The 16,760-nt window shown below is 61.1% G+C and carries 19 protein-coding genes and 1 tRNA gene; 10 read left to right on the top strand and 10 right to left on the bottom strand.

The window, feature by feature from the left end:
• The first annotated feature begins 81 nt into the window (after window positions 1-81).
• The 6 genes from coxB (at window position 82) to NKI01_RS01385 (ending at window position 5,229) form a co-directional block, all read left to right on the top strand.
• Window positions 82-897, top strand: coding sequence for a cytochrome c oxidase subunit II (gene coxB / locus NKI01_RS01360; RefSeq protein ID WP_023720162.1), 816 nt, complete (start codon window positions 82-84; stop codon window positions 895-897).
• A gap of 91 nt (window positions 898-988) precedes the next feature.
• Window positions 989-2,758: a cytochrome c oxidase subunit I gene (ctaD, locus tag NKI01_RS01365; protein ID WP_023720163.1), complete on the top strand. Its 1,770-nt coding sequence runs from the start codon at window positions 989-991 to the stop codon at window positions 2,756-2,758.
• Window positions 2,755-3,459 carry a cytochrome c oxidase subunit 3 gene (locus tag NKI01_RS01370; protein ID WP_352482148.1) on the top strand — a complete coding sequence of 235 codons (705 nt, stop codon included), beginning with the start codon at window positions 2,755-2,757 and terminating at the stop codon, window positions 3,457-3,459. Before ctaD ends, NKI01_RS01370 begins: the two co-directional genes overlap by 4 nt.
• A gap of 13 nt (window positions 3,460-3,472) precedes the next feature.
• The gene (locus tag NKI01_RS01375) at window positions 3,473-4,195 is read left to right on the top strand and encodes a heme-copper oxidase subunit III family protein (RefSeq protein WP_023720164.1); all 723 of its coding nucleotides are present in this window, start codon (window positions 3,473-3,475) and stop codon (window positions 4,193-4,195) included.
• A 10-nt stretch (window positions 4,196-4,205) separates the two neighbouring features.
• Entirely contained in the window at window positions 4,206-4,610 is a 405-nt protein-coding gene (locus NKI01_RS01380) for a cytochrome C oxidase subunit IV family protein (protein WP_023720165.1), read from the top strand.
• 145 nt (window positions 4,611-4,755) lie between these two features.
• Window positions 4,756-5,229, top strand: coding sequence for an aminoacyl-tRNA deacylase (locus NKI01_RS01385; RefSeq protein WP_023720166.1), 474 nt, complete (start codon window positions 4,756-4,758; stop codon window positions 5,227-5,229).
• Window positions 5,230-5,286: 57 nt separating this feature from the next.
• Here NKI01_RS01385 and NKI01_RS01390 read toward each other — a convergent pair whose 3' ends face one another.
• From NKI01_RS01390 to tig, 5 genes are all read right to left on the bottom strand, one after another.
• A complete protein-coding gene (locus NKI01_RS01390; RefSeq protein ID WP_023720167.1) occupies window positions 5,287-6,099 on the bottom strand; it encodes a DUF2189 domain-containing protein in 813 nt (270 codons plus the stop codon).
• A gap of 317 nt (window positions 6,100-6,416) precedes the next feature.
• Complete coding sequence (locus tag NKI01_RS01395; RefSeq protein ID WP_023720168.1) at window positions 6,417-7,349, bottom strand: heme o synthase; 933 nt, start codon at window positions 7,347-7,349, stop codon at window positions 6,417-6,419.
• A gap of 147 nt (window positions 7,350-7,496) precedes the next feature.
• Window positions 7,497-7,850, bottom strand: a complete 354-nt coding sequence (locus NKI01_RS01400; protein WP_502896297.1) for a c-type cytochrome — start codon at window positions 7,848-7,850, stop codon at window positions 7,497-7,499.
• 212 nt (window positions 7,851-8,062) lie between these two features.
• On the bottom strand, window positions 8,063-8,587 hold the full coding sequence (locus tag NKI01_RS01405; protein WP_352482143.1) for a hypothetical protein: 525 nt from the start codon (window positions 8,585-8,587) through the stop codon (window positions 8,063-8,065).
• A gap of 160 nt (window positions 8,588-8,747) precedes the next feature.
• Window positions 8,748-10,223 (bottom strand): trigger factor, encoded by a 1,476-nt coding sequence (gene tig / locus NKI01_RS01410; RefSeq protein WP_352482299.1) that lies wholly within the window; start codon window positions 10,221-10,223, stop codon window positions 8,748-8,750.
• 343 nt (window positions 10,224-10,566) lie between these two features.
• Here tig and NKI01_RS01415 point away from each other — a divergent pair.
• Window positions 10,567-10,651: transfer RNA gene (locus NKI01_RS01415), tRNA-Leu, on the top strand.
• Between the two features lie 148 nt (window positions 10,652-10,799).
• Here NKI01_RS01415 and NKI01_RS01420 read toward each other — a convergent pair.
• Both NKI01_RS01420 and NKI01_RS01425 read right to left on the bottom strand, forming a co-directional pair.
• The gene (locus NKI01_RS01420) at window positions 10,800-11,381 is read right to left on the bottom strand and encodes a GDYXXLXY domain-containing protein (RefSeq protein WP_352961614.1); all 582 of its coding nucleotides are present in this window, start codon (window positions 11,379-11,381) and stop codon (window positions 10,800-10,802) included.
• Window positions 11,378-12,490 carry a DUF2157 domain-containing protein gene (locus NKI01_RS01425; RefSeq protein WP_352961616.1) on the bottom strand — a complete coding sequence of 371 codons (1,113 nt, stop codon included), beginning with the start codon at window positions 12,488-12,490 and terminating at the stop codon, window positions 11,378-11,380. Before NKI01_RS01425 ends, NKI01_RS01420 begins: the two co-directional genes overlap by 4 nt.
• Window positions 12,491-12,712: 222 nt before the next feature.
• On the opposite strand from NKI01_RS01425, the gene NKI01_RS01430 reads away from it, so the two are divergent.
• Together NKI01_RS01430 and NKI01_RS01435 are read left to right on the top strand one after the other, a co-directional pair.
• Complete coding sequence (locus NKI01_RS01430; RefSeq protein ID WP_023720174.1) at window positions 12,713-12,853, top strand: DUF1127 domain-containing protein; 141 nt, start codon at window positions 12,713-12,715, stop codon at window positions 12,851-12,853.
• Window positions 12,854-12,901: 48 nt separating this feature from the next.
• Window positions 12,902-13,042, top strand: coding sequence for a DUF1127 domain-containing protein (locus NKI01_RS01435; protein ID WP_023678914.1), 141 nt, complete (start codon window positions 12,902-12,904; stop codon window positions 13,040-13,042).
• A gap of 336 nt (window positions 13,043-13,378) precedes the next feature.
• On the opposite strand, the gene NKI01_RS01440 is transcribed toward NKI01_RS01435, so the two are convergent.
• Window positions 13,379-13,930, bottom strand: a complete 552-nt coding sequence (locus NKI01_RS01440) for a hypothetical protein (protein WP_245278626.1) — start codon at window positions 13,928-13,930, stop codon at window positions 13,379-13,381.
• A 149-nt stretch (window positions 13,931-14,079) separates the two neighbouring features.
• Here NKI01_RS01440 and trmFO point away from each other — a divergent pair, with 149 nt between their 5' ends.
• Window positions 14,080-15,489 carry a methylenetetrahydrofolate--tRNA-(uracil(54)-C(5))-methyltransferase (FADH(2)-oxidizing) TrmFO gene (trmFO, locus tag NKI01_RS01445; protein ID WP_352961618.1) on the top strand — a complete coding sequence of 470 codons (1,410 nt, stop codon included), beginning with the start codon at window positions 14,080-14,082 and terminating at the stop codon, window positions 15,487-15,489.
• Between the two features lie 26 nt (window positions 15,490-15,515).
• Here the strand turns inward: trmFO and NKI01_RS01450 are convergent, their stop codons facing one another.
• Both NKI01_RS01450 and NKI01_RS01455 read right to left on the bottom strand, forming a co-directional pair.
• Window positions 15,516-16,343, bottom strand: coding sequence for a phytoene/squalene synthase family protein (locus tag NKI01_RS01450; protein ID WP_502896860.1), 828 nt, complete (start codon window positions 16,341-16,343; stop codon window positions 15,516-15,518).
• A gap of 25 nt (window positions 16,344-16,368) precedes the next feature.
• Window positions 16,369-16,758, bottom strand: coding sequence for an Mth938-like domain-containing protein (locus NKI01_RS01455; RefSeq protein WP_023720178.1), 390 nt, complete (start codon window positions 16,756-16,758; stop codon window positions 16,369-16,371).
• Between the last annotated feature and the right edge of the window lie 2 nt (window positions 16,759-16,760).

The following is a 16,760-nucleotide window of genomic DNA, read 5'->3' on the forward strand; positions in this document are numbered from 1 at the left end:
TCATCGCAAATCAAGTTATGATGCACTTGGTATTTCCCGGGACGGCTTTGCGCCGCTTGGAATACCGGGAGGAACCGGGACATGGCCGTTGCGCTTGTACTCGTTCTGATAGTCGTGGGCTCGGTGTTGTTCCACTTCCTGAGCCCATGGTGGTGGACGCCGATTGCCTCGAACTGGGACTATATCGACAACACCATCATCATAACTTTCTGGATCACCGGCGTCGTCTTCGCCGCCGTGGTTCTTTTCATGGCCTATTGCGTCTTCCGCTTCCGTCATCGGGAAGGCAATCAGGCGGCATATGAACCTGAGAACAGGCGGCTCGAATCCTGGCTGACGGTCGTCACTGCCGTCGGTGTCACGGCTTTGCTGGTTCCCGGCCTGTTCGTCTGGAGCCGCTTCGTCAACGTCCCAAGCGACGCAACCGAGGTCGAAGTCGTCGGCCAGCAATGGCAATGGAGTTTCCGCCTGCCCGGCAAGGACGGCAAGCTCGGCACATCCGACACTCGCGACGTCAACGCTGAAAATCCGCTCGGCGTCATCGCCGCTGATGCCAACGGCCAGGACGACGTCGTGGTCGAAGCGGCCGACCTGCATCTGCCGGTTGGCAAACCGGTCAAGATGCTGCTCCGCTCGATCGATGTGCTGCACGATTTCTACGTGCCGGAATTCCGCGCCAAGATGGACATGATCCCGGGCTCAGTCACCTATTTCTGGTTCACTCCGACCAAGACCGGAACCTTCCAGGTCCTGTGTGCCGAACTCTGCGGCCAAGGGCATCCGATGATGCATGGCGTGGTCATGGTCGATACGCAGGAAGATTATCTGGCGTGGCTTGGCCAGCAGCAGACTTTTGCGCAGCTGTCCGCGCCCCAACAGATGGGCTCGGCAGAGTAGACGCCGGAACGACGGCGCGCCGTCGGCATTGAAAAGATTGCGGCAGGCCCGAACTGTCGGGCATGGCCGAAAAGGGCACGGAGGTGTTCCTATGGTCGATATCACACCTGCAGATGCGGTACCGCCGGCCGAAGTCGCGGAAATGGAACTTTACCATCCGCACAGCTGGTGGACGAAATACGTTTTCTCGCAGGATGCCAAGGTCATCGCCATCCAGTATTCGGCGACGGCGACGGCGATCGGCATGGTGGCGCTGGTGTTGTCCTGGCTGATGCGGCTGCAGCTCGGCTTCCCCGGCACGTTCGACTTCATCACACCGGAAGCCTACTACCAGTTCATCACCATGCATGGCATGATCATGGTGATCTACCTGCTCACCGCACTCTTCCTGGGCGGCTTCGGCAACTATCTGATCCCGCTGATGGTTGGCGCTCGCGACATGGTCTTTCCCTATGTCAACATGCTGAGCTACTGGATCTATCTCCTGGCCGTGCTGGTCCTCGTGTCGAGCTTCTTTGCCCCCGGCGGACCGACAGGTGCCGGCTGGACGCTCTATCCGCCGCAGGCGATCATGACCGGTACGCCAGGCGGCCAGGACTGGGGCATCATCCTGATGCTCGTCTCGCTGATCCTGTTCATCATCGGCTTCACCATGGGCGGCTTGAACTATGTCGTGACGGTGCTACAGGGCCGCACGCGCGGCATGACACTGATGCGCCTTCCGCTCACCGTCTGGGGTATTTTCACCGCCACCGTCATGGCGCTGCTCGCCTTCCCGGCACTGTTCGTCGCCTGCGTGATGATGCTGCTCGACCGGGCGCTCGGCACCAGCTTCTTCATGCCGGCGATCGTCGAGATGGGCGAACAATTGCAGCATGGCGGCGGCAGCCCGATCCTGTTCCAGCATCTGTTCTGGTTCTTCGGCCACCCCGAGGTCTACATCGTGGCGCTTCCGGCCTTCGGCATCGTCTCCGACCTGATCAGCACCCATGCGCGCAAGAACATCTTCGGCTACCGCATGATGGTCTGGGCCATCGTCGGCATTGGCGCACTGAGCTTCGTGGTCTGGGCGCACCACATGTATGTCAGCGGCATGCATCCCTATTTCGGCTTTTTCTTCGCCACCACGACATTGATCATCGCGGTTCCAACAGCCATCAAGGTCTACAACTGGGTGCTGACGCTGTGGCGTGGCGACATCCACCTCACCATACCGATGCTTTTTGCCCTGGCCTTCATCGTCACCTTCGTCAATGGCGGGTTGACTGGGCTATTCCTCGGCAATGTCGTCGTCGACGTTCCGCTGTCGGACACGATGTTCGTCGTCGCCCATTTCCATATGGTCATGGGGGTCGCCCCGATCATCGTAATCTTCGGCGCGATCTATCACTGGTATCCGAAGGTCACCGGTCGGATGCTGAACGAGACGCTGGGCCGGTTCCATTTCTGGGTCACCTTCCTTGGCGCCTATCTGATCTTCTTTCCCATGCACTATCTCGGCTTGATGGGCGTGCCGCGGCGCTACAACGAATTGACCGATATGACGGTGATGACGGAATCGGCCCACCACCTCAACTCGTTTATCAGCATCATGGCTTTTATCGTCGGTTTTGCCCAGATTGTGTTTCTGTTCAATCTCATCTGGAGCATCCGCCATGGCCGTGAGGCTGGTGGCAATCCGTGGCGGGCAACGACGCTCGAGTGGCAGACGGCCGAAACACCGCCGGGCCATGGCAATTTCGGCAAGGATCTGCCGATCGTCTATCGCTGGGCCTATGACTACAGCGTACCGGGCGCCAAGGAGGACTTCATACCGCAAAACGTTCCGGGCTCCTTCGGACCTTCCAGGGAGCCGGCATGAGCGTCATTCTGGTTTTCCTGCTCGTGATCGCCGGCATTGCTGGGTGGTGGCTCTCGCATCAGCGGCTAATGACGAGGCCGTGGCTCGAGCAAGGTTTGGTCGGGGATTTTGTCGCCCTGGACCGATCGGCGCTGCCGACCGCAAAGATCGGTCTCGGCGTCTTCCTTGCCGTCGTCGGCTGCCTGTTCGCGCTGTTCACCAGTGCTTACTTCATGCGCATGGCGCTGTCGGATTGGCAGCCGCTGCCCATCCCGCCTCTGCTCTGGCTTAATACCGGCGTACTGGTCTTGAGCAGCATTGCCATGCAGTGCGCTTCGCTCGCGGCGCGCAAGGGTCAAGTGGACATGGTCAGGCTCGGTCTCGCCACCGCTGGACTCACGGCGCTCGCCTTCCTGGTTGGACAGCTTATGGCATGGCGGGAACTGAGCGCGGATGGCTATTTTCTGGCGTCCAATCCGGCCAACAGCTTCTTCTACCTGCTAACGGGAATGCATGGGCTGCATATACTGGGAGGGCTGGTCGGCCTGGGCAGAACGACCGTCGGTGCCTGGAACGGTGCGCGGCCGCAGCGGCTTCGCCTGAGCGTCGAGCTGTGCGCCATGTACTGGCATTTCCTGCTTTTCGTCTGGCTCGCCATCTTCGCTCTTCTGGCCGGCTGGGCTTCGACTTTAATCGACATTTGCCGAGGGTTGCTGACCTAGGAGGAACGGGCGGATGGCAGAGACGACACTGACCCACATCGGCCGAACGGGGCCGCGGCCCGCAGGCTGGCAAGGCATCGCCGCCGACTGGTCCTCGGATCAGCGGGCGTTCAAAAACGTGTCTTGGGGCAAGGCCATGATGTGGATCTTCCTGCTCAGCGACACGTTCATCTTCGGCTGCTTCCTGCTCTCCTACATGACCGACCGTATCTCCACACGCGTGCCGTGGCCCAATCCGAGCGAGGTCTTTGCCCTGCGCATCGGCGGCTCCGACATTCCATTGATCCTTATCGCCATCATGACCTTCGTCCTGATCTCGAGCAGCGGAACGATGGCCATGGCGGTGAATTTCGGCTACCGCCGCGACCGCCGCAAGACGGCAGTCCTGCTGCTTTTGACCGCGGCACTCGGCGCGACCTTCGTCGGCATGCAAGCCTTCGAATGGACCAAGTTGATCACCGAGGGCGTGCGGCCTTGGGGCAATCCGTGGGGCGCTGCACAGTTCGGCGCATCCTTTTTCATGATCACCGGCTTCCACGGCACACATGTGTCGATCGGGGTGATTTTCCTGATCATCGTGGCGCGAAAGGTCTGGCGCGGGGACTACGACGTCGGACGGCCCGGCTTCTTCACCAGCCGGAGGGGCCGCTACGAAAACGTCGAAATCATGGGGCTCTACTGGCATTTCGTCGACCTGGTCTGGGTGTTCATTTTCGCATTTTTCTATCTTTGGTGAGAGGCAGGACATGGCTGAAGCAACCGCAAATGGCCTTGGACAACACACGCTCGACAGCGCCCGTACGCATGATGCGACGGCGACCAGCGTTACCCCTACGGAGGTTCATCAGGAGCACCCGATCAAGCTCTACCTGGTGGTCTGGGCGTGGCTGTTCATCCTCAGCACCTGCTCCTATCTGGTCGACTATTTCGGGCTCCACGGCTATCTCAGATGGTCGCTGATCCTGATCTTCATGATCCTCAAGGCAGGGCTGATCGTCGCCATCTTCATGCACATGGCCTGGGAACGGCTGGCGCTGACATATGCAATCATCCTGCCGCCGGTGCTGGTGCTGGTATTCGTGACGCTGATGGTCTTCGAAGCGGACTACACCCTTCTCACCCGAATGGCGTTTTTCGGGGCCGGGCCCTGACATGCAATCCGGATCCAGGCCGGTCCTGTTCTGGAGCCTTCGCCTTGAAACAATCTACGGCTGGACCATTTCTGTTGGTATCGGAAACGACAGGCGATGCCGGCGTTTCCACATGCGTCGCGAACACCAGCAAGGGGCGCCCAAGATGACCATCGCAAACAGACTGAAGGACTTCATCGATAAGAAAGGCATTTCCTACGACACCGTCGAGCATCACCGCACGGCGACAAGCAGACAATCCGCCATTGCGGCACATGTGCCTGGCAGCATAATGGCCAAATCGGTGGTCGTTCACCACGACCGTGGCTACGCGCTGGCCGTGGTTCCAAGCACGCACAGGATAGAACTCGCGACATTGCAGGATGTTATGGACAAGCCTCTTGGACTTGCCTCCGAAGACGAGGTGGTCTCGTTGTTCGGCGATTGCGATGTCGGCGCTGTGCCGCCGATCGGCGCTGCCTATGATGTGCCGGTGGTCCTCGATGAAAGCCTCGGCGACGCTCCCGAAATCTATTTCGAGGGCGGCGACCATAGGACGCTGGTGCATGTGAGCGGCAAGGATTTCCGCGACCTGACAAAAGACGCGCGCCAGGCCCGTTTCAGCCACCCGGCCTATTGAAAGCTCTGCCCCACCCTCCCCGCACCGGCGCTCGGTGCGGAGGACAGGTTTTTCAGCTCACGGTCTGGTAGCCGGCGGCGATTCGACAACTTTCCGATAGACATGCCAGGTGGCATGACCAAGGATCGGCAGCACGACCGCCAACCCGGCGAACACTGGCAGCGAGCCGATGATCAGGGCGACGGCGACAATAAGGCCCCACACCGCCATCACGATCGGGTTGGCCAGGACAACGCGCACCGAGGTGTGGATGGCTTCGTAGGCGCCGACATCGCGGTCGAGCAACAACGGGAATGCGACGACCGTGGTGCACAACACAACCGCGGCGAACACAAAGCCGATGGCGTGACCCAGGATGATGAGTGTCCAGCCGCGTCCCGTGGCGAATATTTCACTGATGAAGCTGGACAGCGATTGCGGCGGCGCCGGGCCGAACACGGTCTGGTAAAATATCTGGGCCGTCAAAAGCCAGGCGATGAATATCGCAAGCAGCATGATGCCGACCGCCGCGATAGCCGGCAGCGCCGGAGAACTTCTGACCTCAAAGGCGTGCCTCCACGATGCGTCGAGCCCGGCTTCCCGTCGCCGGCTGATCTCATAGAGGCCGATCGCCGCGAACGGACCAATTAGCGCAAAGCCGGACACAAGCGGAAACAACAATGGCAGCGTGTTGTTGCCTGATGTCCAGACAGCAAGCACGACCCCCGCAAGCGGGTAGATCAGGCAGAGAAAAACGATGTGCGACGGCTTGACCATGAAATCATCGACGCCACGCCTGAGCGCATCAAAAAGATCGGAGACACCGATTTTTCGAATTCTGGTGTGTTCCAGCGTCTCGCTGGCGCCTGCTATCACGTGAAAGCTTGCCATGACCATTCCTCCAGACCGGGTCCGGTAAGGTCGCGTTTTACGGTGCTGCCGTTCTGCGTGATTGGCCACGCAAACCGCGACCTGCACCATGATCAATATACTCTCATGCGGGGGACTTGTCGCGCTTTGTACGAAGGCCCCCGGGGGTAAGAGGTCCCGGGTAGCCCGACTAGCTCTGGATGCCGTTCTTCGATATGCTCTTCTAGACGAAGGTGAAGGTCATGGATGGAAGGACAGTTCTCATACTCGGCCTTGGCGTCGTTATTCTGCTGTTGCTGGGATTTTGTGCTCTGCCAACGTGATGTTTTGAGCCGGGCTCAATAGCCGGCTGACGCGACCACTCGCATTACAATGGTGTCGGCAAGCAGCGCCGCGAAGATCGCGAAAAGATAGACAATCGAATACGCAAACAGCGCCTTTGCCGGCTTCATCTCCTTGTCGGCGACGAGGACCTTCCAGGCGTGCCAAATGAACCCTGCGCCCAACGCTGCTGAAGCAGTGCCGTAGTATCCGCTCGCGAAGCCGAAGGCCCAAGGAAGCACGCCGATTGGCGCCAAGACCAGCGAATAGGCGAAGATTTGTTTTCTGGTCGAGTGCTGGCCGGCCACATTCGGCATCATCGGGATGCCCGCCGCGGCATAGTCGCCGACCTTGAAAAGGGCCAGCGCCCAGAAATGAGGCGGCGTCCAGAGGAAAATGATCAGAAACAGAATGACACTTTCGATGCCGATTGCGCCGGTTGCAGCCGCCCACCCGATCACTGGAGGAAGGGCGCCTGCCGCGCCGCCTATGACGATATTTTGTGGCGTCGAGCGCTTCAGCCACATTGTGTAGATAACGACATAGAAAAAGATAGTGAACGCCAACAACGATGCGGCAAGCCACCCCACCAGCACGCCGAGCGTCATGACCGACAGTGCGGAAAGCACCAGACCGAAGCCGAGAGCTTCGCCAGGCGTGACGCGGCCTGACGGAATTGGTCGCTTGGACGTGCGAGACATCAAGGCGTCTATGTCTGCGTCGTACCACATATTGAGCGCGCCGGCGGCTCCTGCTCCGACCGCAATTGCGCCGATGGCGATTACGGCGATAACTGGATTCATTACGCCGGGCGCCATCATCAGGCCGACGAACGCAGTAAACACGGCAAGCGCCATGACCCGTGGTTTCAAAAGCGCAAGGAAATCACACGCCGTCGCCTCCGAGAGGCGGATGCCGGTATCCTTGAGACGGCTTTCTTCAGTCGACATTCAGACGACCACCGATGGGAACGGCAGCCTAGCCGGCCAATGTCTTTTTTGCAACAAGCCGCCCTCCCCACCGACACTGCCGGCAGATTGCGGCCGAGGCTATGCCTCGACCTGTTTGCGATACCAAGATCCGGCGGAAGAGCCGCGTTATTTGGAGAATTGCTTCAGATAGGCAATGACATTGACGATGTCCTCGTCTTTCTTGAGGCCGGGAAACGCCATCTTCGTTCCTTTGACCATCGCCTTGGGATCGCGAAGGTAGCTCGTCAGTGTGGCTTCGTCCCATTTGACGCCGGACTTGCCGGCCTCGGTCATCGCCTTGGAATAGCTGAACCCCGGATGCGTGCCGGCCGTTCGGCCGATGACGCCGTTCAACGACGGACCGACCTTGTTCTGATCCTTGTCCGCGACGTGGCAGACCTTGCATTTGGCGAAGACCTTCTCACCCGCCGCGGCATCCTGAGCCCACGAGGGGCCGGCGATGACGGTCGCGACCGACATGATGATAAAAAACACAATGGCACGCATGGCATTTCCTCCCTGATCGCCAATTTGCCCTGGCTGACCTGCACAGGCCGACATCTAGTCCGCTGGCATGCGCTCTTGAATGGCAGAACGGATATCCACTGCCTGGAGTTGCGGCACCTACATACCACGGAACCCGGCCGGCAGGTAGAGTTCGGCCATGCAAAGGTTTCATGCGGACAATCTGCTCAAGGCAATTTGGTGTTGCAGGTGGTGGCGATCCGGCCGACCGCCTCTTCAACTCCGGCGAGGTCAAACTCGGCTTTGCCGCGCCCCGACAGCAGCCCGAACCGCCAGGACAGCAGCAGCCGGTCCGCGGAAATCAGTCGCCTGATGCCGTCGGCACCGTCGCGCACCAGCATCCTGCTGCGCGGGCCGACCGACCAGCTTTCGTTGAGCTTGCCGGATTGGTCGACAGTCACCGACATGGCGATGGTTCGGCTGGCGGAAACAGTATCGCTCAGCTGCAGCCATTCGCTCCAACGCGGTTCGCCGGCGGTCCGGCAGGCAATCGTCAATACCGGGCTGTAGCTCAATGCGCCGCCGCCGGTGATGAGCTTGTTGGTAGCGTAAAGCGAGGCGGTGACCAGACCGTCGCTGGTCTTGTCGAACCGCCAGTTGTCGAGAACCGTGTCAGCCTGGGCGATGCCGTAGACCGACGCAAGCAGGAACGCCGCCGCGACCACGCTTCCGATACCGAAGAACTGTCTCAACGATGCCTCCAACAACCGCTGCGATCCGCAACCCAGCGCAGATAATCATCAAAGCTTCGTATCGCCACCTCGACCGCCAGATGCGTGAAATCCGTTGCGCCTGCGCCACAACGAAAAAGGCCGCCTCGAGAAGGCGGCCTTTTGGAATTCAGCAGGGACGTTATTCAGCGTCCTTGGCGGCCTTTTTCTTCGGCGCAGCCTTCTTCTTGGGCTCTTCAGCGTCGTCGTCGGCCTTCTTGGTGTCGGCTTTTTTCGCAGCCGCCTTCTTCGCCGGCTTGGCCTTGGTCGTCTCCGTATCCTCGTCGTCGGCCAGCAGCTCTTCCTTGCTGACCTTGACGTCGGTGACCGAGATCTGGCCAAGCAGATGGTCGACCACCTTCTCTTCGAACATCGGCGCGCGCAACGTATTCAGCGCTTCGGGATTGTTGCGATAGAATTCGAAGGCCTCCTGCTGCTGGTTGGCCGGATAGCGACGCACCTGCTCGAACAGGCCGCGCTGCAATTCCTCGTCCGTCACCGTGACGCCCGCCTTCTCGCCGATTTCGGCGAGAACCAGGCCGAGACGCACGCGGCGCTCGGCAAGCCGCATATATTCGGCACGCGCTTCCTCTTCCGTCGTCTCTTCGTCGGCAAAGGTGCGCCCGGCGGCTTCGAGATCGCGGTTGACCTGGTTCCAGATGTTGTTGAACTCGGCCTCGACGAGCTTGGACGGCGCCTCGAACGAGTAGGCGGCGTCGAGCTGGTCGAGCAACTGGCGCTTGACCTTCTGGCGCGTCATCGAGCCGAACTGATTTTCGATCTGACCGCGCACCACCTCGCGCAGGCGCTCCAGCGACTCCAGGCCGAGGTTTTTGGCCATCTCGTCGTTGATCTCAAGTTCGCCGGGCTTCGACACTTCCTTGACGGTCACGTCGAAAGTGGCTTCCTTGCCGGCCAGATGCGCCGCCTGGTAGTTTTCCGGGAAGGTAACCGTGACCTGCTTCTCGTCGCCGGCCTTGCTGCCGACCAGCTGGTCCTCGAAGCCAGGGATGAATTCCTTCGAGCCGAGCACCAGCGGCTGATCGGTGCCGGCGCCGCCGCCGAAGGCTTCGCCGTCGATCTTGCCGACATAATCGAGGGTCACGCGGTCGCCCTCGGCGGCCTTGCCGGTCTTCGGCTCATAAGTGCGCGCCGACTCGGCGACACGCTTGACCTGTTCATCGATCTCCTCATCAGGCACTTCGAATACCTGACGCGTCACCTTGATGTCGGAGAAATCCTTGATCTCGATCGGCGGAATGACCTCGTAGTTCAGGCGGAACTCGAAATCTGCGCCACCAGCCAGGATCTTCTCGGCTTCCTTCTCGTCCTCGGTCATGATCACTTCTGGCTGCATGGCAGCCTTTTCGCCGCGCCCGGTGATGATCGAACGGGTCGAATCGTTGAGGATCTCGTTGACCACTTCGGCCATGAACGATTTACCATAGACTTTGCGCAGATGCTGCACCGGCACCTTGCCGGGGCGGAAGCCGTTGATGCGGACCTTGTTCCTGGCATCGGAGAGCCGCGCCATCAGCTTGGCTTCCATGTCACCGGCCGGCACGGTGATCTTGATCTCGCGCTTGAGACCGGAGTTGAGCGTTTCGGTGACCTGCATCATAAAACCTTTGTTTCCACCAATGAGGCCGTCAAACGGCCCCTGCCGTTCACAGCCTGCCGGTATGATCTTGCCGGGAATGGCTTTTGGTGCGGGACTTGGCGATTTGTCCGCCCAACGCGGCACAAATCCTCCAGAAATACGCTCCAAAATGTGAATAAGTCTTTGTTTTTCCTACTTCTTATCACATTCTGCAGAAGCGGATCGTCGCGTCCCGTCACATTCGACACGCCTTTTGTCACAGGCGACGCTGATTTTCAACCATCTTTGCATTCCGGCCAATGATGCCGATGTGGGCTCTGACATTGACAGAATGATGGCTACATGGGATTGGCCGGGCAATGCGGATGTGGCGGAATTGGTAGACGCCCTGGATTTAGGTTCCAGTGCCGAAAGGCGTGGGGGTTCGAGTCCCTTCATCCGCACCACCCTTCGCTCTTCGAGCTTCGGGTGGCAGGCCGCTCGAAGCTCGTTAGACGAAGGAGTGCCCTCCGAAGCCTTGGCGGAGGAGGACAGGCGCCACTATGGCGCACCATTTCGATCCCCCGAGCGCCGACACCTAGATTCTTCCACGCTTCAATAGAGCGGCTCCTCGAACAGCGTCTTGTCGCCGTCCACCAGCGCCTTGATCTGCGCCGTGCCGTTGGCCGCGATCGCGACGCGGATGCCGAACGGCCGCACCCGCATGTCATTCTGGATCGCCATGCCCTCGCCCTCCGGCAAATAGAAGCGCTCGATGCCGTAATCCGGCGCGATCGTCGTGGCTGCGCTGAGATCCGAGCCCTCGGAGACGTGTCCGACGATATCGGCTTCACCGGATGCTGCCGGCACCGGCGCTTGCCCGAACCAAGCCGCGGTCGGACCCCAATAGCCGTCGGCGCCCGGCTTCAGCCTGACCACGATCGGCGTGTCGTCACTCGCCAGCTTGCCGGCTGGAATGTTGCCGATCAGCTTCACCGGTATGCGCGAAATCTCGTAGCCAAGCGAAATATAGTCACCGCGCAAGAGATCGCGCGGATCGATCGGCTCGACCCTGAGCAGGACCTGCTTGCCGTCGCGCAGGATCGCCGCGCGTCCGGCGATGATCCAGCTCAGGAAGCCGATCTGGACGAGCGCCAGGATCAGCGCCGAGATGATCAGTCTTTTGCCGGTCATCATGCTGCTGCACCTGTCATATCCGGAGCGTTCATGCGCTTTTCTATGCGGATGATAATGAAAGCAAGAACGGCGAGAAGCACCGCCGCCGCAAGGAAGAAGCCTGCCGTGTCGAGCATTGATTGCAGCATCACCACATAGATGATGGCGAGTTCGAAGGCGAAGCCCGCATAGGCAACCCAGCGCAGTCCCCGGCTCTCCCGGCCGCCCAGCACGATCGCCGCGACGATGCCGGCCAGCGCAACAGCCGAGGCAATGGCGAAGCCGCTGCTGTAGCTGCTTTCATCCGCCAGTTCGAACTGGATCATCGCCAGGCCGGTGAGAAAGCCGATCAGCGCGTGCAGGGGCAGCCTGCCACCCAGTTGCAAGATCCTGTCGACCGGCCCGGCAGCAAAGATCGCGGCGATAAAAAGCAGCACCGACGCGACAACGAGCGGAATGGCGACTTGCAGCGTGTCGTACCGCGTCACCAGGAGCACGAGATAGAACAGCACCGACAGGATGATCAGGTGGCGCGCGGCCTGGCTGCGCGTCCAGAACGAAACGGCAAACAGCACCAGCGCCATGACGACGAAGAGATGCGGGAATTCCGCGCGATACTCGAAGCCTTTCAGGAACAGCCAGGCATCGGCGATGCCGACGGCAGCGACGGTCAGCGGGTTCGAGCGCAGTGCCACCGCCGCCAGCGCCGTGCCGGCGCCCCAGGTGACCATGGCGGAGGCCTCGTCGCCAGACAAATGGTACATCTGGCCGATCAGCGCGATCGATCCGCCGAACGCTGCTGCCGCGACGATCCACAGCGCTTCGCCGATCGCCGCATGGTCACGCATTTTCAGCACCGCGCCGCCGACATAGCCGGCAAGGATAACGGCAAAGAGTGCTGCGACCCGTACCAGCCGCGGGATGACTTCCCAGTTGGCGGCGATGAAGATCAGGATGGCCGCGCCGAACAACAGTGCCGCCATCATCGCCAGGATCGAGCCGAAGCTCAGCGATTTGCGTTCGTTGGCCTCGACGTCGCGCGTCAGCCCGTCGGCTGTCGGCGCGTCGATCAGGCCGGCCTGCTGCCATCGTGCGATATCCAACCTGACCCGTGACGAATAGCTCGCCATGCCCCTCCCCCTTTGTTTAGCCCTTTTAGCTCGTCCGCCCAAGCGTTTGACCTAACGGCATTTTCCGATCTGGGCAGAAAACTGGACGCGCGTTAATGCTGCAATGCACAATTTGCATTGCTGCCATGCACCAATAGCGCTTTTAAATCGATATGACCCCTCTTATCTTCACGGTGCACACAAAGACGGAATGATCCGAAAGAAAGACGAAACGAGAATACCATGAACCTGATCCGCAACTATCGCAACTGGCGCCGCTACCGGGACACCGTTTCTGAGCTGAGCCGCCTGAGCACCCGTGAACTGACCGACCTAGGCATCAGCCGCGGCGACATCCACTACGTCGCCCGCAAGGCGGTCTAATCCTTTCGGACCGCAAATGGCCCGAACCAGTTTTGAAAGAGAACGACAATGAACCTGATCCGCAACTATCGTAACTGGCGCGTCTACCGCGAGACGGTTACCGAGCTGGGTCGCCTGTCAAACCGCCAGCTCAATGATCTCGGCATCGTCCGCGACGAGATCAAGATGGTCGCTCGCAGGGCGATCTAACCAGCAGAATTTCGCCAGGGTCGACCTCCTCCCCGACCCTGACGGATACGGTCAGCCTTCACCTCCTCCCGAGGGTTGACCACAAAAACGGCGCCCGCCGGACCTCCTCCCCCGGCGGGCGTTGTTTCTAAGAAGGGTTTCGCGCCCTTTCAAATGGCGAAAGGAATTTCGTCAAAGCCGACCTCTTCCCCGGCGATGACGAATACGGTCGATCTTCACCTCCTCCCGAGGATCGGCCAACAAAACGACACCCGCAGGACCTCCTCCCCCGGCGGGTGTTGTTGTTTTCAGGCTCGAAACGCCCTGGGAGCCGTTTTTGGCGGGACGTCCCCGTCGTCAGTCCAGCGCGCCGCTCTTCAGCACGCCTCGCTTCTTCCACTGGCTCAGCGGAAAAATATCCGGCGCGCCGCCCATCGGCGCATACCAGGAATCCACCACCCATTCTGTACCGCCGCGGTCGCTGATCACCGCCGTCCAATGCGGATAGCGCCCGTCGACAAACAGGCCTCGCGAGGCCTTGTCCTCGACCTTATGAAACCTGAGCAGTTTTCGCTCGGCAAGATAGACCAGCAACGCATGCGTATTGGTCGATTCGTCGACACAATCCATCTGGCCCCTGACGCGCGATGCACCGAATTTCGACTGCGGCTGGTCGCGGACGCCGATGGCCTGGAAAATGCGCTGTTCGAAATAGCGGACGGCCTTCGAAATAGCGGAGCGCTCGGCCTGGGGCGAACCCGCGCCCGCACGCAGGATAGAGCGGAAACGCGCACCGTCACTGGGGCCAAGCGCCAGCGTCGTGCGATAGTTGCAACCGTAACCATGGCATATGGGGATCCGCTTGGAAGCCGTCGCGGCCGGTTCGCCGGCCGCTGCTGATCCGCCCACGGCGATCACGACTGTCAGAAATGTCGCTCTGGCAAAGACCCCGAGACTCCCACCCATTCGCAATAGTAGACGATTGCAGCGCGTGGCGGCAACAGCGCGGCTGATTCGTGTAATTGCAATCGCCGCGCCAAGGGATTATTTCGGCGCTCATGAACACAAATCCCATTCACGTCATCGGTGGCGGTCTCGCCGGCTCCGAAGCTGCTTGGCAGGCGGCCGAAGCCGGCATTCCGGTTACCCTGCATGAAATGCGTCCCGTCCGCGGCACCGATGCGCACAAGACCGACGGGCTGGCCGAGCTCGTCTGTTCCAATTCCTTCCGCTCCGACGATGCGCAAGCCAATGCCGTCGGCCTGCTGCATGCCGAAATGCGGCTCGCCGGTTCGCTGATCATGAGCGCCGGCGACGCGCACCAGGTGCCGGCCGGCGGTGCGCTGGCCGTCGACCGCGACGGATTTTCCGAAGCGGTCACCAGAAAGCTCGAAGCGCACCCACTCATCACCATCCGGCGCGAGGAAGTGCCTGGCCTGCCGCCGGCGGACTGGGACCAGGCGATCGTCGCCACCGGCCCGCTGACCGCCCCTTCGCTCGCCCAGTCGATCGCGGAAGCAACCGGCGCCGACGCGCTCGCCTTCTTCGACGCCATCGCGCCGATCGTCCATTTCGACACGATCGACATGGATATCTGCTGGTTCCAGTCGCGCTACGACAAGGTCGGCCCCGGCGGCACCGGCAAGGATTACATCAACTGCCCGATGGACAAGGAGCAGTACCTTGTCTTCGTGCAGGCGCTGGTCGACGGCCAGAAAACCGAATTCAAGCAATGGGAAGGCACGCCCTATTTCGACGGCTGCCTGCCGATCGAGGTGATGGCCGAGCGTGGCATCGAGACATTGCGTTACGGGCCGATGAAGCCGATGGGGCTGACCAATGCACACAATCCGTCTGTAAAGGCCTATGCCGTCGTCCAGCTTCGCCAGGACAACGCACTGGGCACGCTCTACAACATGGTCGGCTTCCAGACCAAGCTGAAGCACGCCGAGCAGGTGCGCATTTTCCGCACCATTCCTGGGCTGGAAAACGCCGAATTCGCCCGCCTCGGCGGCCTGCACCGCAACACCTACATCAATTCGCCGACGCTGCTCGACGCTTCGCTGCAGTTGAAGTCGCGGCCCGGCTTGCGTTTTGCCGGCCAGATCACCGGCTGTGAGGGCTATGTCGAGAGTGCCGCCATCGGCCTGCTCGCCGGGCGTTTCGCCGCCGCCGAAAGGCTTGGCCATGCGCCGTCGCTGCCGCCGTTGACCACCGCTTTCGGCGCGCTGCTCAACCACATCACCGGCGGCCATATTGTCTCCGACGACGAGCCGGGAAAGCGCTCTTTCCAGCCGATGAACGTCAATTTCGGCCTGTTCCCGCCCGTGGACGCGCCAAAGATCGAAGGCAAGCGGCTGCGCGGCAAGGACAAGACGGTCGCCAAGCGGCACGCGGTGACATCGCGCGCGCTGGCCGATTGCCGCGAATGGCTCGGGCTGCCGGCGCAGGCGGAAGCTGCGGAATAACGGTCGGGTTGGCTACGCGGCAGCCTTTATGCGACCGGCCAGCCCCGCGTTGCGCGCCGGAACAAGAGCCAATGCCGGCGCAAGGCCGAAAGCCGCACCGCGCCATCAAGCGGTGAATGGCGGGAGCCGTCCATCTTGCCGAGATAGGCGCCCGTCAGCGCCAGCGGCAGAAACGCCGGACGCAGTGAAATCGGCAGGGCGGACGCCCCCTGCTCGAAAGCTGAGAGATGCTCGCGTGCCAGCGCGATCATCGCGGCAACGGCGCGTTCCGCGCCCGGCCCGCCGTCACCTGTAGCGAACTCTTGCGGCGACGATCCCGCCGCAGCCAGAATGTCGGCCGGAACGAAGCACTGTCCCCGCTTACGATGCAGCGGCAGCAGAAGCAGGAGACCGGTCATCGCCTGCGCACAACCTGCCCTGCCGGCAAGTTCGGCAAAGCGCGGTGCTTCGACCGGATCGAGCACCATCGCCGCAAGCTGGATGAGCGCGGCGGCAGTCTCGCCGCAATAGCCTTCGAGATCGGTGCGCGACGGCATCGGGTCGTCATAGAGATCGAAGACGCGCGCTTCGAGCATATTGTCGAAAGCGGCCTTGGGCAGGCGGTGAGCGGAAATAGTCGCCCTCAGCGCGTCCGCCACGGGATGGCCGACCTTAGCGCGATCCTCTTCGGCGGCGATGACGTCTCGCCACCATTGCAGCCGGACTTCACCCGGCAGCGCTTCGCGGATGCGATCGCGTATGCCGGCAATTTCGGCGTTGAAGGCATAGAGCGAAAACACCGCGTCCCGCTTGTCTTCGGGCGCGTAGAGCGCGGCGAGATAGCGGTCATGATCGGCGGCGCGCACCGTCTCCATGACGGCTTTGGTGTTTTCGGCCACGTCAGTCGACGGCGATGAGTGCTGCGGCCACGGCGCGGTCTTCAGCCAGCAGCACATTATAGGTCCGCACTGCCGCCCCGGTCGACATCGGATCGGCGGAAATGCCGGCATCCTTCAGCGCAGCACGCAACGCCGCCGGCAATGGCCTCAGATCCTTGCCGCTGCCGACCAGCAGGATCTCGACCTTGTCGGCCTCGTTGAACAGCTTGGTGAAATCCGCTGCCGTCAGCGCCAGCGGATCGGCCGGCTCCCAGCCATAGATGCCAGAAGGCAGGCACAGCAGCGAGCCGCGGTGCGACATGTCGGCAAAGCGGAAACCGCCATTGCCGTAAGCCTCGATCGGTGCGCGGCCGGGGAAATGCGCCTCGCGGATGACGATGCCCTTGGCCACTT

The sequence above is a fragment of the Mesorhizobium sp. M0815 genome, assembly GCF_040319995.1.
In the GTDB taxonomy this organism is placed as follows: domain Bacteria; phylum Pseudomonadota; class Alphaproteobacteria; order Rhizobiales; family Rhizobiaceae; genus Mesorhizobium.

Bases quoted from the DNA above. Each gene is read 5' to 3' on its own strand.
- coxB (WP_023720162.1), top strand. From the start codon at position 82: ATGGCCGTTGCGCTTGTACTCGTTCTGATAGTCGTGGGCTCGGTGTTG.
- ctaD (WP_023720163.1), top strand. From the start codon at position 989: ATGGTCGATATCACACCTGCAGATGCGGTACCGCCGGCCGAAGTCGCG.
- NKI01_RS01370 (WP_352482148.1), top strand. From the start codon at position 2,755: ATGAGCGTCATTCTGGTTTTCCTGCTCGTGATCGCCGGCATTGCTGGG.
- NKI01_RS01375 (WP_023720164.1), top strand. From the start codon at position 3,473: ATGGCAGAGACGACACTGACCCACATCGGCCGAACGGGGCCGCGGCCC.
- NKI01_RS01380 (WP_023720165.1), top strand. From the start codon at position 4,206: ATGGCTGAAGCAACCGCAAATGGCCTTGGACAACACACGCTCGACAGC.
- NKI01_RS01385 (WP_023720166.1), top strand. From the start codon at position 4,756: ATGACCATCGCAAACAGACTGAAGGACTTCATCGATAAGAAAGGCATT.
- NKI01_RS01390 (WP_023720167.1), bottom strand. From the start codon at position 6,099: ATGGCAAGCTTTCACGTGATAGCAGGCGCCAGCGAGACGCTGGAACAC.
- NKI01_RS01395 (WP_023720168.1), bottom strand. From the start codon at position 7,349: ATGTCGACTGAAGAAAGCCGTCTCAAGGATACCGGCATCCGCCTCTCG.
- NKI01_RS01400 (WP_502896297.1), bottom strand. From the start codon at position 7,850: ATGTCGGTCGCGACCGTCATCGCCGGCCCCTCGTGGGCTCAGGATGCC.
- tig (WP_352482299.1), bottom strand. From the start codon at position 10,223: ATGCAGGTCACCGAAACGCTCAACTCCGGTCTCAAGCGCGAGATCAAG.
- NKI01_RS01420 (WP_352961614.1), bottom strand. From the start codon at position 11,381: ATGATGACCGGCAAAAGACTGATCATCTCGGCGCTGATCCTGGCGCTC.
- NKI01_RS01425 (WP_352961616.1), bottom strand. From the start codon at position 12,490: ATGGCGAGCTATTCGTCACGGGTCAGGTTGGATATCGCACGATGGCAG.
- NKI01_RS01430 (WP_023720174.1), top strand. From the start codon at position 12,713: ATGAACCTGATCCGCAACTATCGCAACTGGCGCCGCTACCGGGACACC.
- NKI01_RS01435 (WP_023678914.1), top strand. From the start codon at position 12,902: ATGAACCTGATCCGCAACTATCGTAACTGGCGCGTCTACCGCGAGACG.
- trmFO (WP_352961618.1), top strand. From the start codon at position 14,080: ATGAACACAAATCCCATTCACGTCATCGGTGGCGGTCTCGCCGGCTCC.
- NKI01_RS01450 (WP_502896860.1), bottom strand. From the start codon at position 16,343: ATGGAGACGGTGCGCGCCGCCGATCATGACCGCTATCTCGCCGCGCTC.